General features: G+C 55.0%; 13 protein-coding genes. 8 read left to right on the top strand and 5 right to left on the bottom strand.

The features are described 5' to 3' along the window. Positions 1-51 precede the first annotated feature (51 nt). A complete protein-coding gene (locus tag GKIL_RS06915) occupies positions 52-951 on the bottom strand; it encodes an S-methyl-5'-thioadenosine phosphorylase (RefSeq protein ID WP_023172763.1) in 900 nt (299 codons plus the stop codon). A 62-nt stretch (positions 952-1,013) separates the two neighbouring features. Further along, on the bottom strand, positions 1,014-1,535 hold the full coding sequence (locus tag GKIL_RS06920) for a nucleoside deaminase (RefSeq protein ID WP_023172764.1): 522 nt from the start codon (positions 1,533-1,535) through the stop codon (positions 1,014-1,016). 144 nt (positions 1,536-1,679) lie between these two features. Between GKIL_RS06920 and GKIL_RS06925 the strand changes: the two genes are divergently transcribed. Further along, positions 1,680-2,417: a tetratricopeptide repeat protein gene (locus tag GKIL_RS06925; protein ID WP_023172765.1), complete on the top strand. Its 738-nt coding sequence runs from the start codon at positions 1,680-1,682 to the stop codon at positions 2,415-2,417. A 95-nt stretch (positions 2,418-2,512) separates the two neighbouring features. Here GKIL_RS06925 and GKIL_RS24620 read toward each other — a convergent pair whose 3' ends face one another. Next, positions 2,513-3,733, bottom strand: coding sequence for a DUF6575 domain-containing protein (locus tag GKIL_RS24620; RefSeq protein ID WP_023172766.1), 1,221 nt, complete (start codon positions 3,731-3,733; stop codon positions 2,513-2,515). A 655-nt stretch (positions 3,734-4,388) separates the two neighbouring features. Next, complete coding sequence (locus tag GKIL_RS06930) at positions 4,389-5,159, bottom strand: phytanoyl-CoA dioxygenase family protein (protein WP_051382930.1); 771 nt, start codon at positions 5,157-5,159, stop codon at positions 4,389-4,391. Positions 5,160-5,251: 92 nt separating this feature from the next. On the opposite strand from GKIL_RS06930, the gene GKIL_RS06935 reads away from it, so the two are divergent. From GKIL_RS06935 to thrS, 3 genes are all read left to right on the top strand, one after another. After that, positions 5,252-5,674 carry a ChuX/HutX family heme-like substrate-binding protein gene (locus tag GKIL_RS06935; RefSeq protein ID WP_023172769.1) on the top strand — a complete coding sequence of 141 codons (423 nt, stop codon included), beginning with the start codon at positions 5,252-5,254 and terminating at the stop codon, positions 5,672-5,674. 151 nt (positions 5,675-5,825) lie between these two features. Next, positions 5,826-6,740 carry an NAD(P)-dependent oxidoreductase gene (locus tag GKIL_RS06940; protein WP_023172770.1) on the top strand — a complete coding sequence of 305 codons (915 nt, stop codon included), beginning with the start codon at positions 5,826-5,828 and terminating at the stop codon, positions 6,738-6,740. 148 nt (positions 6,741-6,888) lie between these two features. Next, positions 6,889-8,685 (top strand): threonine--tRNA ligase, encoded by a 1,797-nt coding sequence (gene thrS / locus GKIL_RS06945; RefSeq protein WP_041244472.1) that lies wholly within the window; start codon positions 6,889-6,891, stop codon positions 8,683-8,685. 12 nt (positions 8,686-8,697) lie between these two features. On the opposite strand, the gene GKIL_RS06950 is transcribed toward thrS, so the two are convergent. Then, complete coding sequence (locus tag GKIL_RS06950) at positions 8,698-9,651, bottom strand: AraC family transcriptional regulator (protein ID WP_023172772.1); 954 nt, start codon at positions 9,649-9,651, stop codon at positions 8,698-8,700. A 613-nt stretch (positions 9,652-10,264) separates the two neighbouring features. On the opposite strand from GKIL_RS06950, the gene GKIL_RS06955 reads away from it, so the two are divergent. The 4 genes from GKIL_RS06955 (at position 10,265) to GKIL_RS23465 (ending at position 13,552) form a co-directional block, all read left to right on the top strand. After that, a complete protein-coding gene (locus GKIL_RS06955) occupies positions 10,265-11,002 on the top strand; it encodes an SDR family oxidoreductase (RefSeq protein WP_023172773.1) in 738 nt (245 codons plus the stop codon). Between the two features lie 234 nt (positions 11,003-11,236). Further along, the gene (locus GKIL_RS06960; protein ID WP_041244473.1) at positions 11,237-12,244 is read left to right on the top strand and encodes an aldo/keto reductase; all 1,008 of its coding nucleotides are present in this window, start codon (positions 11,237-11,239) and stop codon (positions 12,242-12,244) included. Positions 12,245-12,439: 195 nt separating this feature from the next. Then, positions 12,440-12,973 (top strand): cupin domain-containing protein, encoded by a 534-nt coding sequence (locus GKIL_RS22460; protein WP_023172776.1) that lies wholly within the window; start codon positions 12,440-12,442, stop codon positions 12,971-12,973. A gap of 144 nt (positions 12,974-13,117) precedes the next feature. Continuing rightward, positions 13,118-13,552 (top strand): SDR family NAD(P)-dependent oxidoreductase, encoded by a 435-nt coding sequence (locus tag GKIL_RS23465; RefSeq protein ID WP_081705188.1) that lies wholly within the window; start codon positions 13,118-13,120, stop codon positions 13,550-13,552. Positions 13,553-13,616 lie beyond the last annotated feature (64 nt).

The following is a 13,616-nucleotide window of genomic DNA, read 5'->3' on the forward strand; positions in this document are numbered from 1 at the left end:
AAAACCGTGCCCCGGATGCTGCGCCCAGCGCTCTGGCTCGTTGGGCGGTCCCTATAGCTGAGGCTTGTAGGCCGGATACTTTGCCAGCAAGGCAGCGAGCTTGCGCTTCGTGCTCTCCGGCACATCCGCCGGTTGGGTGAGCAGGGCGTACTTGAGGGCCGAGTGGCTGGTACAGCTCGGGGCGGCTTCGTGCAGCCTCTCGACGGCTGCCCGCACGATGCGCTGGGCGTTCTCGGCGTTCTTGTGCAGGTTGTCGAGGATCAGCTCGACGGTGACCGCGCCGTGGTCCGGGTGCCAGCAGTCGTAGTCGGTGACGAGGGCCATCGTCGTATAGCAGATCTCCGCCTCGCGGGCGAGCTTCGCTTCCTGCAGGTTTGTCATCCCGATGATGTCGAGTCCCCAGCTGCGGTACAGCCGCGATTCGGCCAGGGTCGAAAAGGCCGGTCCTTCCATGCAGACGTAGGTGCCGCCCGTGTGGATGCGGATGTCGCCCACAAGTTCCACCGAGCGGGCCGCTTCGGCAACGAGGTGGCTCAGTTCGGTGCAGATGGGCTGATCGAAACTGATGTGGGCGACCAGGCCCTCGCCAAAGAACGTCGAGGGCCGGTTCCTGGTGCGGTCAAAGAACTGGTCCGGAAAGACGATGTCGCGGGGCCGGTACTCCTCGCGCAGCGAACCGACCGCCGAGGCCGATAGGAGGTATTCCACCCCCAACAGCTTCATGGCGTAGATGTTGGCCTGAAAGGGCAGTTCTGTCGGCAGCAGGCGGTGCCCCCGCCCGTGGCGGGGCAAAAAGGCAACCCGCTCGCCTGCGAGGCTACCAATCACAAGGGCATCGGAGGGCGGGCCGAAGGGCGTGTCGAGGGTGACCTCGACTGTATCGCTCAGTTCAGCCATCTGGTAGAGGCCACTGCCGCCGATGACGCCGATGCGCGCCTGGGATTGACTCATGAGATATTGCCTTCGCAGGTGTCCGGTGCCAGTATCGCACCAACCATCGCCTCCGAGATGTCTTATCCGGTGTGGCCGACGCCCGAATCGGGTTCGCCCGAGCGCATGTGCATCCGCTCCAGGAGCCGAATGCCCTGCTCGCGGCGCACCCCTGGTACCAGCTCGATTGGTCCGCGCACCAGACCGTCGTTGATCGTGCGGGCAGTCTCCCCTTCTAAGAGCGCCTGCTCGATGTTCGCATCCTCGGAAAGAGCAGCGTAGACCACCCTCGGAATCCCGGCGTAGGACATCGCCGCCATGCACATCAAGCAGGGTTCGAGGGTGACGTACATGCACAGATCCTGCTTCTCCTCGACGCTCATCGCGTCGAGCTTTTCTGCCAGCTTGCGCAGGACCGTCATCTCGCCGTGGGCCGTGATGTCGTGGGTCTCAGCGTAGGTGTTGTGGCAGACGGCGAGCACATCGCCCCGCCAGGTCAGCATCGCTCCCACCCCCGCCTTGCCCGCGTCGATGGCCGCATTCGCCTCAGCAATCACGATGTCTATACATGCAAGGTCTTTTTCTGTCGCTTGTTGCCTGCTCATGATCGTCTTCAACGTTGATCTGTATTCAAACGTACCGTTTTGCCCAAAGCCGGGACATGTGCATTAAGAAGGAGGCTGTCCGGTTCTGATAATCTGAGCAAAAGCTTTGAAGGAGTCGCTGCGATCGGCGCGTTCACAAGACTGGTGTCACCGCTTCTGGCGCTGGCTATTCTTCCGGGTATAGCCCTGGCTGCGCCGCTATCCATCGCTCAGCAAACCGCCGAGGACTGGATTCGCCGGGGCGGCGAGCTTGCGGCCCAGGGTAAGCGCCAGGAAGCCCTCGAAAGCTACGCCCAGGCGCTCGCCCGCGATCCGCGATCCGCGCCCGCCTATCTCAATCGCGGCAACCTGCGGTTGCGGATGGGCGATACCAGAGGAGCGATCGACGACTACTCCCAACTGCTCAGGCTCGATCCTAAAAACGCCCTCGCCTACTTTGGCCGGGGCAACGCCCGTCAGCTGAGCGGCGACAAAAAAGCGGCCCTCGCCGACTACAACCAGGCCATCCGCTTCAACAAGCGCTACACTTCCGCCTACATCAACCGCGCCAACCTGCGCTACACCAGCGAGCCGCAGCTTGCAATCCTCGACTACGGCCAGGCGCTCAAGGTGAGCCCCCGCAACACCGACGCCTACCTCAACCGGGGCGTTGTCTACGCCAGGCTCGGCAACTACCCGGCGGCGATCCGCGACTATTCTCAGGCGATCGCGATCGACGAGAACTACGCTGCTGCCTACCTCAACCGGGGCAATGCGCGCTCGAAACTGGGAGATAAAGCCGGAGCGAACGACGACTGGCAAAAAGCGCTCAGGCTCTTTTCTGACCAGCACAACAGCCTTGGTGTCGAGAAAACCCAGCAGGCTCTCAGGGCAAATCCATAACATGATAACTTTGGATCTTCAAATCTATTTTTCGTTCTAAAGGAGAATTAGATTGCAACAAGTCTACTTACTTGCAAACCTGATTTTAGTGACGTCTAATGATTCTCAGTTTCTGTTCTAACGTCTCTTTGTTCATTCTTAGATATCAATTGAAGCTCAATCAGAGTATACTCTGTCTCCAAATCGCCAGAAGGCCCAACTAAAACTACTCGCCTAAAAGTTCCGCCATAAATATTTTTCAAAACTGCATTGTTCAGTATCGATGTGTTTTGAGCATACCCAGTGATTTTTCTTTCTTCTCCATCTTTGAATTGAAAGTGCCCGCTCTCAGCATTACCTTCTACCAAAGTTCCAATGATTTTAATAGTTTCTACTTCTCGTACATCTAACTTGCCAATTGCTGCTAATGCAAAACCAATTTCTTCATAAGTTAACTCAGCAGACCTGTCCAACTGTGGCTCCAATGAGTCCCACTCGACTAAGAGACCGGCATCCGTGTTAATAAGTGCCTTCAGTACTTTCTTATATGTAGAAACCGTTCTCGCGCCTAGTTTCGGAAGAAGCTCGAGAAGAGTGTTTTCAGTTTTAGTAGCTTCAAGTAAATCAAGTAATTTTGCTATTGCCTCTGGTGCCAATAAGCTGCCTAGGAATTCACCATCACGAGGACCGGGTGCAGCAAGACGGATTCCGAATGAGCCTGTGTAGGTCGCAACTACATTTAACTCAGTTTGGCTAGTTATTGCTTCTGGCACCTTTCCTACAGCCGTAGGAGAACCTGTAACTACTTGCCCTATTGAATCAATTAGACCTTGCAATTCGCTCAAGAAATAACCGAGTTTTCGAGCTGAAGCCTCGTATAAGTTTCTTTTTCTATACTTCAAACTGACATCGAGAATTTCTCTATTTGTCTTACGTGAGTCAGAAGCAGGGAAACCAACGGATTTTGGCCTGCCAAATAACTTTAGTTTAGCGTCTGGTAGTGGTAGAAGATCTTCACTAACTTCATTGATCCTGACTAGATCAAATCTGCTGACTATCTGTGAAGCAGTAACTTCTATATAATAAAGCTGTCTTGTTTCGCTCTCCTCAAAGGCCTGCCTTATGCTGATATTACCAGCTGTAACATGTGATAGCCTCTCATATGAAATTGGAACGAGAAGCCATATATCAACCTCATTCTCTTCATCAACCCATAATGCTAGATAAATTTGACGAGCACTGTTAAAACATGAAAATAAACGTGGGCCATTGTACTGAAGATACACCTCCAGTATTTCTAACTCACCTAATAATGTATCGTGAAGAAGCACATTCATAGCTCAATTGTTGACCAATCAACAGAAATGACTTGGAAGTGATTTTCGGGGTATGTGCCAGTTTTAAACCATAGCGTATGGTGAGAGTCGTTCGGCCTCCTTGTGTTGGCAGGCGTAGCCTTGATCACTCCTAGCGCATCTTCTAACTCTCCTCGTGCAGGCTCCATCTTTCTAAATTTCCGAATTGCAGATCTTAAAAGGTGTAAATCGTAAAGTTCGCTAAAGACGGAGAAGCCATGTGCTTTACATTCAACCTCGGGATCTTTATATGGTTCGCGCTCAGGGTTCAACTGTCTTTGTGACCTGAAGTCAGGCAGTGTCGGCGGGTTTTGCTCTACGAAGCAATAGACTACTCGTCCTTCTGGGCTCCCAGCGTCTTGAGGAGGGCACTGAGGTGGAAATGTCTGTGGCCAAGCCATGTACGTCACAATTAGTCCATGCTAACTGTAACCCTTTATCCGAGTTTTGGCAAAGTAGCTTGCAGGATGATCTGGCTTTTCTAAACCTCAGGACTTCGTTTAGAGAAAGCTTGGTACGGGCAGGATATTTTTGCCTTGGCTTGTGCTGTCCTCCTGACTATAGTAACTACCAGAACAAGCTAACGGGCGGTCGTCAAATCTCAAACCTCTTGCCGAAGAAGGCATTATGCAGTCTCTCAGGGCGGTTCCTTGAGGCTGTTCTCGGCTTTGCAGGCCCAACGCCATTCCAGGCCGCCGGGCAGTTCGTCTGCAGCAAATTCGATCTGAATCACCCGGCGATGGTGGGGAAGGTGAGCAGCAGAGGAGGCGTGCAACAGCAACGGCTGCATAAGCAGCGCACCGCCCCGTGGTACCAGGCAGGTAATCGCCGTTTCCGTCGCTTGCCAGTGCTGGACTGTCTGCCAATCAAGACAACCAGAGCGGTGCGAACCTGGTAAGACCCGAAGTGGTCCGTTAAGAGCTGTGCTGTCGTCGAGATGCAGCCGCAGGGTCAGCATCCGCTCCAGAATGGCTTTCGGAGCGTGGGCGTGAACAACTCCGGCCTTGCGGGACCAGGGACCAAAACCGGCAACGTCGATTCGTCTTTTAAGAGCGATTGTCCTATCCTGGTGCCAGCACACCTTCCAGTTGGCCCGGGGCGTCTTATCAAACAGCAGACTGCGGACGGCGAAGCATTCTGGACCAAGCACCGGCTCGACCAGAGCCCGAATCGCTGGGGAGCAAACCAGGGCCGCCAGAGAGGGCAGGACCGAAAACAGTTCCCGCACAGCGTAGACCTCGCCCTGCCTGCGCACCTGCTGACAGTCCGGCAGCTGCGACAATTCGTCCAGCAGGCCACCGACGACAACAGGTGTAAGTCCTTCCGGCACAACAGCAAAGCCGTCCACTGCGATGCGCCAGCCCAGATCTGGTCGCCCTTTTGCTGGTGCTGGTCTTTGAGGCTGCACTGTGAATTCCCACAACAGCGCTAACTATAGCCTGCATGAACAGGAGGGTAGCTTGAACTACCATAAAGTTTGCCTGCCTACGGAGACGCACTGTGGATGCACCGCTGAAGTCCTTGCTGGAAGAATGCGCCACTCTGGGTTTGTTGCGCTTTATCGTCACCAACGACACTGCCGTGCTCGAAGCGCGGGGCGAATTCAAGGGACTCTTCTTTGTGCCCCACCTGCCCCACTACGCCAATCTGCACAGCGAGCACTTCGAGTTTCATCTCAATATGGCCGACATTGCCCTGGTGCGCTTCGAGGAACTGCCGGCGAAGCGCGGCAACTTCACGACCTACGCCGTGCGCTTTCTTAAAGAAGAAGACAGCAAACCTGCCCTCAGCCTCTTTCTGCAGTGGGGACAGCCTGGCGAGTACGCCCCCGGCCAGCTCGAAGCGTTCCGGGCGTTGCGCGAGCGCTACGGTGACAGCTGGAGGCCGCAACCGACGCCCCGCCCGGAAGCGGCAACCCATTGAAGGCAGTCCAGAACTGCGCTTTGGCGGGTTGCTGGGCAGGTCCAACTCCCGCTGGGTTCAGAATATTGCGCACCTGGGCAGCGGATGGAGCATCCCCAAATCAGGACAGGCCGGACAGGTACATTGCTCTTGAAGCGCAAGGAGAATCGCGATGAAAGTCGGGTTTATCGGTCTGGGCAATATGGGGCTGGCGATGGCCACCAACCTTGTCAAAGCAGGGCAGCAACTGCAGGTCTTCAACCGCACCCGCAGCGCCGCCGCTGAACTGGAGCGCTCCGGTGTGCCGGTGGCGGCCAGTGCTGCTGCGCTTGCCGCCGACATAGAAGTGCTGATCACGATGCTCGCCAACGATCAGGCTGTCGAGGCAATTCTGTTCGGACAACCGGATGCACCAGGCGCGCTGGCTGCTCTCAAGCCCGGTACTATCCACATCTCGATGAGCACGATCAGCCCCGATCTTTCTGGGCGGCTGGCACAAGCCCACGCAGCGGGTGGGCAAGCCTATCTGGCGGCTCCGGTCTTTGGCCGCCCCGATGCTGCCGCCAAAGCCCAACTGCGAATCGTCGTCGCCGGAGCCGCCGCAGCGATCGAGCGCTGTCGAGTGCTCTTTGAAGCGATGGGCCAGCAAATCTTCGTCGTCGGCGAGGATCCGCCCCAGGCAAACATCGTCAAGATCGCGGGCAACTTTTTGATCGCCTCGGCCCTGGAGGCGATGGCCGAAGCGTTCACCCTCGCCCGCAAGCACGACATCTCCGCAGCGCAGCTGCTTGCGATTGTCAATGGCTCGCTTTTTCGCTCGCCGCTGTACGAAAACTACGGCGGGATCATTGCCGAGGAGCGCTTCGAGCCCGCCGGTTTTGCCCTGCGGCTGGGCCTCAAGGACGTGCGCCTGGTGCTCGATGCGGCTGAAGCCGCTACCAGTCCGATGCCTCTTGCAAGCTTACTCCGGGACCGCTTTCTCGCCGCCCTTGCCTCCGGCTACGGCGATCTCGATTGGTCCGCCCTCTCGCGGGTAAGCGCCGATCAAGCGGGACTACCCTCCGTAATCCCCCCTGCATCTTCCTGAAGAACCCTCCACCCTGCGTTGTACCGGCACGGATCGATGACCCAAAGCCCCCTGGCGGGTGGTTTTCTGGTGTGCCCCCAGCCAGCCCGGTCGAGCCGTTGGGAGCCGGGCAATGCCACAATGGCGGTTGCAGTTCTCGATCTTTGTCATGGCCGGTCTTCAAAGCGAACAGGACATCCTCCGTCAGAGCGACCCCGAGAAACTTCACCGCATCCGCCACAGCACCAGCCACCTTCTGGCGATGGCGGTGCAGAAGCTGTTTCCGGAGACGAAGGTGACAATTGGCCCCGCGATCGAAAACGGCTTTTACTACGACTTTGATCGCCCGACGCCCTTTACGCCCGACGATCTCAAAAAAATCGAAAAGGAGATGCGCCGCATCGTCCAGCAAAAATTGCCGATGGTACGCGAGGAGGTGCCCCGCGAGCAGATGCGCGAGCGGCTCGTGGCGCTGGGCGAACCTTACAAGCTTGAGATCTTCGAGGGCTTCGATCCGCAGGTGCCGGTGACGCTCTACCGCACCGGCGACTGGTGGGACCTGTGCGCCGGTCCCCACGTCGAATCGACCGCCGAAATTCATCCCAATGCCTTCAAGTTGCGCTCGGTCTCAGCGGCCTACTGGCGCGGCGACGAGACGCGGCCCCAGTTGCAGCGCATCTACGGCACCGCCTGGGAAACCCCCGAGCAGCTCGAAGAATTCTTGCGCCGCGAAGAAGAAGCGAAGCGGCGCGACCATCGCAAGCTGGGCCGCGAGTTGGGGCTTTTTACTTTCTCCGATCAAGTCGGGCCGGGGCTGCCGCTCTGGACCCCCAAAGGCACGCTGCTGCGCCAGACGCTGGAGGACTTCCTGCGCAAGGAGCAGGTCAAGCGCGGCTACCAGCAGGTGATTACGCCCCACATCGCCCGCGTCGATCTATTCAAGACGAGCGGCCACTGGTTCAAGTACAAGGACGACATGTTTCCGCTCATGGCCACCAGCGAGGAGGGCGATGAAGAAGGCTTTGTCATGAAGCCGATGAACTGCCCGATGCACATTCAGATTTATAAATCCGAACTGCACTCCTACCGCGATCTGCCGATCCGCTTAGCAGAATTTGGTACGGTCTACCGCTACGAGCAATCAGGCGAGCTAGGCGGCCTCACCCGCGTGCGCGGCTTTACGGTCGATGATTCGCACCTGTTTGTCACCCCCGAACAACTCGACGACGAATTCAAAAAAGTCGTCGATCTCATCCAGTTCGTCTTTCAATCGTTGCAGTTGGGCGACAGCTTCAGCGCCCGCCTGTCCTTTCGCGATCCGACTTCCGACAAGTACATCGGCTCCGATGAAGTCTGGGAGAAGGCCCAATCGGCGATCTTCAAGGCAGCAGAAGACCTCAAGCTCAACTATTTTGTGGCCGAGGGCGAGGCGGCTTTCTACGGTCCCAAGCTCGACTTTATCTTCCGGGATGTCCTCGGACGGGAGTGGCAGCTGGGCACCGTCCAGGTCGATTACAACCTGCCGGAGCGCTTCGATCTGGAGTATGTGGCCGAGGACGGCAGCCGGCGACGACCGGTGATGATCCACCGCGCTCCCTTCGGCTCGCTTGAGCGGCTGGTGGGCATACTCATCGAGCACTATGCGGGTGAATTTCCACTGTGGCTCTCGCCGGAGCAGGTGCGGGTGCTCCCTGTCACCGACGAGTTTGCCGGTTATGCCGAATCGGTCAAAGACCGGTTGCTCGCAGCAAACATCCGGGCTGCCGTCGATGGCACGAGCGAGCGGCTCAGCAAAAAGATCCGCAACGGCGAGGTGGCAAAGGTGCCGGTGCTGCTCGTGGTGGGCGAAAAAGAAGCCCAGACGGGCACTGTCGCCGTACGGGACCGATCCGACCGCCAGCAGAGCACGCAGAGCCTCGAAGATCTCGTCGCGACTTTGCAGGCGCGCATCACCCAGCGCACCTGAGGAGAATGAAGTTCAGGCAGAGGGCGATTCTACGGCACGAAGGACTCTACTCCTCTTCCCCATCCGTAACCGTTCAATGTCCCGGATGGGTGGCGCACCGAACATGCGGGCATACTCGCGGCTAAACTGCGACGGACTCTCATATCCCACTCGATAAGCTGCCTGGGTCGCATCCACATTCTCAAACAGCAGCATCTGCCGTGCGGTCAACAATCTCAATTGTTTTTGGTATTGCAGCGGACTCATCGAGGTCACTTCCTTAAAATGCTGGTGAAACGACGAAGGAGACATATTGACCTGGTTTGCTAAATCCTCGACCCGCATCGAGCGAGTAAACTCAGCCTTGATCAGTTGAATGGCTGACGCAATGCGCTGCATACTGCTGCCGGATGTCACAATCTGGCGTACGGCTTCACTTTGTTCACCGGACAGCAGACGGTAATAGACTTCACGTAGCAGCATCGGTGCTAGTATCGGCATGTCTTGTGGTGTCTCTAAAAGCTTAGCTAAGCGAAGGATAGACTCGATCAACATCGCATCAGCGTTGCTCACCCATAGACCCCTCATAGAGTTCTCTTGCTTGGCTGAATTGAAACCCATCTGAGCAACCAGATCACATAGTTGCACTAAGTCTAAGCTCAGCGTCAGCACCAAACACGGTTGGTCGGGCGTTGCCTCAACCACACAGCCACTGATCGGTAGCGTGACCGAGAGAACCTGATATTGCCCAGCCTGGTAGGGATAGGTTTCCTCACCCAGCATCAGTTCTTTCTTGCCTTGCACAACTAGGGAGAGGCGGGGTTCACCCATCCTGTAGGTTCCCGAAGACCTTGTATCAGAGCGCCCAAAGCCCAACTGATCAATCGCAGTTGGATGAAAACCATTCCCCACGGTGTGCCGCAGCACCAGGGTCGCAAGTTCTTGGCACTGATTTGCAATCACGTCAGAATGAGAGATTTCAATCATAGTCGAAACTCGATCGCTCAATACCTTACTCGACGATTATAGAACTGCTGAAAACGATCGTGCTTGGAGAATTAGGCAATTACCGGCGAGGTTTGTGTATTTCAAGCGAAGCTTTTCAAACGTATAGTGAACTTGTGACGATCAAAGATGCGTTTGATTTGGAGAACTGACTGATGCCAACCACTTCCTCATCCATGAAAGCAATGGCTGTTGGCAAGTTCGGCAATTCCGACAAACTGACGCTGCACAGCTTACCTGTCCCTATGGTAGACGCGGGCGAAGTTTTGATTCGTGTCGCGGTTGTCGGAATTGGGATCGTACCTCGTCGTCTCCAGTATTGCTCGACCGCTTAGTAAGCATCGACCAGTTTCAAGTTCACATCGCGCAAACGTTTCCGCTTGAGGCAGTGGCACAGCCCCAAGAAGCGATAAAGCAGCATTATCTTGACAAAATCGTGTTGCGTGTGAGCGGTGAACAAGTGTGTAAACAGGATTCACTAAAACGATTCGATACCTGAAGGACCTGAAGGAAGTAGGAACATGATTCAGCCGTTTCATCCCTATCTTGAGGATTTGGCTCCAGTTTGCTGTAACAAAATTTGCCTGAGAACATCATGCCAGGAATTGTAGGTAAAGTTGCCGCCATAACGGGCGCAAGCAGCGGAATTGGTGAGGCGACTGCCCTCTTGCTTGCTGAGCGTGGTGCGAAGGTCGTCCTGGGAGCGCGTCGATCAGATCGCCTTGAAGCTCTAGCGACTCGCATTCACACTGCAGGCGGTGAAGCTGCCTATGCCCGTACAGACGTGAGCCAGCGCGAAGACGTATCCAGACTCGTCAAATTGGCACATGAGCAGTGTGGCAAGCTTGACGTTCTCATCAACAACGCTGGCGTTTCTCCCATTTCTCCCCTCGACGAGTTGCGCGTTGAAGAATGGGAAAAGATGATCGATATCAACATTAAAGGCGTTCTGTACGGCATTGCCGCAGCGCTGCCTGTCTTTCGCAAGCAAGGATTTGGACATTTTGTTAACATCGCTTCTACGGCAGGATTGAAGACAGTCGCGAACCAATCGGTCTATTCTGCGACAAAGTTCGCTGTACGTGCTCTCTCTGAGGGTTTACGTCAGGAGGCTGGAGACAGGCTACGAGTGACAATCATTTCGCCAGGCTTTGTCCAAACGCACCTCGCAGACTCAATCACAAATCTGGAAGTAAAAACCAAGATTGCTGAGTCGATGGAGCAGTTCGCGATGCCGCCTACTGCGATCGCCCGTGCGATTGCGTTCGCGATTGAGCAGCCGGATGACGTCGATGTGAGCGAGATCATTGTCCGTCCGACTGCTCAAAATTAACTCCAGGGGTTCTGTTGCAAGTAATCTTAAATGACAAAATAAACCTTCTGGACTTCTGTACAAGAGGATTGGTTCATTTAATGAGATAACCACCTTGCCAACGAACCGCCGCAATGACATCGAGGTTAATTTTGTTGCCTCAAAAATTTCTATCCTGATCGATAGAGCAAGCGAGCGGAATATCCAACTCAACTGGTACAAGCCAAAAACATGGACATCAAACAAGAAGTCACCATGCAAAAACGCAAACTTGGAAAAAGCAACTTAGAAGTTTCAGCGATCGGGCTGGGCTGTATGGGCATGAGCTTTGCCTATGGTCCGCCCAAAGATAAACAGGAGATGATTTATCTAATCCGGGCGGCGGTCGATCGCGGCATCACCTTCTTTGACACCGCTGAACTTTACGGTCCATTCGCCAATGAAGAACTGGTGGGTGAAGCCCTTGCTCCCTTCCGCAACCAGGTCGTGATTGCCACCAAATTCGGGTTTGACCTCAGCCCTGATAAAGATCCTCGTGGAATGGTGGGCTCACCCGGACTCGACAGCCAACCGGAACACATCAAGGCAGCCGTGGAAGGTTCGCTCAAGCGGCTCAACGTGGAAGCGATCGACTTACTCTATCAGCACCGAGTTGATCCAGACGTGCCGATCGAAGACGTAGCAGGAGCCGTCAAGGATCTTATTCAGGCAGGAAAGGTCAAACACTTTGGACTCTCAGAAGCAGGCGTAAAAACCATCCGTCGCGCTCATGCCGTTCAGCCTGTCACTGCGCTGCAAAGCGAATACTCGCTGTGGTGGAGACAGCCTGAAGCAGAAGTGATCCCGACCCTTGAGGAACTGGGAATCGGTCTGGTCCCCTACAGTCCACTCGGCAAAGGCTTTCTCACAGGTGCGATCGACACCAATACAACCTTTGACGGTTCCGACGCCCGCAACACCTTACCGCGCTTCACAGCGGACGCGCTCAAAGCAAATCAGGGCCTGATCGATTTGCTCAACCGCATTGCTCACCAGAAGCAGGCGACACCTGCGCAAATCGCGCTAGCTTGGTTACTCGCTCAGAAGCCGTGGATTGTTCCGATTCCAGGCATAACGAAGCTGCATCGCTTAGATGAAAACATCGGGGCAATCTCTGTTGAACTTATGCCCGAGGATCTGCGTGAGATTGATACCGCCGCCGCTCAGATCACAGTGCAAGGGGCGAGATATCCCGAAAAGTTCGAGCAACTATCAGGGCGATGAGCGTCAATCGTGCGAGTTGAGGTGGGTCTAGCGCCTGCGTACAGTCATGAGAGTAAAGAGGATCGGATTGACGACTCAGTGCGTCATGCAGGAATGAGTTGACTTGGGCTTTCAGCCCACACAGGAACCTATGCACTTTTAGTGCTAGTGGTTTAGTCCAAATGCTGATTGCAAAACAATAAAAGGAGACTGATTATGAAGGTTGACTACTCCGCCGCACTAGCGGATCACAATGTGCGAAAGATTTATCGAGATGAGGGAGAGTTGATGGAAGTCCTTGGCCTACGGATGACGTGGAAGATCAAGGCTAAAGACACGGGCTACGCCTTCAGCGTTTACGAGGTGGAACTGGCTCCGGGAGAAGGCATTCCTCTGCACATTCACCCGTATGCGGAGTTCTTCTATGTACTCGACGGATCTCTGGATTTTGGACGGATTGGTAGCGATAGCCGGCAGGAGTGGCTAAGGTGTCATGAAGGTGAGAGCGTGCATGCGCCAATCAACGCACCGCACGGCTGGACCAATCATTCAGATCGACCGACAAGATTCCTTTCCACGTCAACCTACTACCATGAAGCCGTTTTCAATGAGATTGGAGTCTTAGTGAGACTTGAGGACGAGGTTCGCCCATTGACCCCCGAAGCGGTGCAACGCTTTGAAGCAGTGGCAGCCAAGCATCAAATATTTTTTGTTGAAGCGGTCGATAGCGGTCATCTGCTGGATGGCTAACGCAATCCATCATTGCTCCATAAAATCTAACGAATCATGGTTCTGTTGCAAATCCTTTTGAGCAATAAGCAACACGATTGACATCGATCGTGTTGCTTATCACTCACTCCAATTGAAAAGAGTGAATTGCTGGAAACTTATCAGATGATGAGGCTCAACATGGTAGCAATGATGGACTTGACCCATGCCTTTATTCCAGCAATGTTAGCCCGTGGAACCGGAGCGGTCTTGAATGTGGCATCACTAGGGGCATTTTTTGCCATGCCTTACCAGTCAGTTTATGCGGCAACGAAAGCCTTGTCGGTCGAGTATGGCGATCGAGGAGTCCGAGTCATGGCACTTTGTCTAGGTTCCACCCGAACCGCAATGTTGGCATCAGGCTCACTCATTCCCACAGAGCAGGCGGCTCCTCCAGAGCAGGTGGCTGTTGCTGGACTTCGCGCTCTAGAACAGGGACACAGTTCTTTTATCCCTGGCATCCGCAATAAGCTGAGTCCCCAGTCCCCATCTTCTGCTCAAAGTGCTGGGGCGTGCTGGAATGGCTCGCTTTGTTGGATGAAGTTCTTCGATCATGAATGAAGGCAACATCTTCCCTCTAAGTGAAAACAAATTGCTGCTCAGACTTCTCATCATCGTCACAACT

Origin of the sequence: Gloeobacter kilaueensis JS1, from assembly GCF_000484535.1 — a bacterium.
Classification (GTDB): domain Bacteria; phylum Cyanobacteriota; class Cyanobacteriia; order Gloeobacterales; family Gloeobacteraceae; genus Gloeobacter; species Gloeobacter kilaueensis.

What these genes read in the sequence shown, in the direction of transcription:
- GKIL_RS06915 (WP_023172763.1), bottom strand. Translation starts at nt 951, where the DNA reads ATGAGTCAATCCCAGGCGCGCATCGGCGTCATCGGCGGCAGTGGCCTC.
- GKIL_RS22460 (WP_023172776.1), top strand. Translation starts at nt 12,440, where the DNA reads ATGAAGGTTGACTACTCCGCCGCACTAGCGGATCACAATGTGCGAAAG.
- GKIL_RS06955 (WP_023172773.1), top strand. Translation starts at nt 10,265, where the DNA reads ATGCCAGGAATTGTAGGTAAAGTTGCCGCCATAACGGGCGCAAGCAGC.
- thrS (WP_041244472.1), top strand. Translation starts at nt 6,889, where the DNA reads ATGGCCGGTCTTCAAAGCGAACAGGACATCCTCCGTCAGAGCGACCCC.
- GKIL_RS06920 (WP_023172764.1), bottom strand. Translation starts at nt 1,535, where the DNA reads ATGAGCAGGCAACAAGCGACAGAAAAAGACCTTGCATGTATAGACATC.
- GKIL_RS06960 (WP_041244473.1), top strand. Translation starts at nt 11,237, where the DNA reads ATGCAAAAACGCAAACTTGGAAAAAGCAACTTAGAAGTTTCAGCGATC.
- GKIL_RS24620 (WP_023172766.1), bottom strand. Translation starts at nt 3,733, where the DNA reads ATGAATGTGCTTCTTCACGATACATTATTAGGTGAGTTAGAAATACTG.
- GKIL_RS06940 (WP_023172770.1), top strand. Translation starts at nt 5,826, where the DNA reads ATGAAAGTCGGGTTTATCGGTCTGGGCAATATGGGGCTGGCGATGGCC.
- GKIL_RS23465 (WP_081705188.1), top strand. Translation starts at nt 13,118, where the DNA reads ATGATGAGGCTCAACATGGTAGCAATGATGGACTTGACCCATGCCTTT.
- GKIL_RS06950 (WP_023172772.1), bottom strand. Translation starts at nt 9,651, where the DNA reads ATGATTGAAATCTCTCATTCTGACGTGATTGCAAATCAGTGCCAAGAA.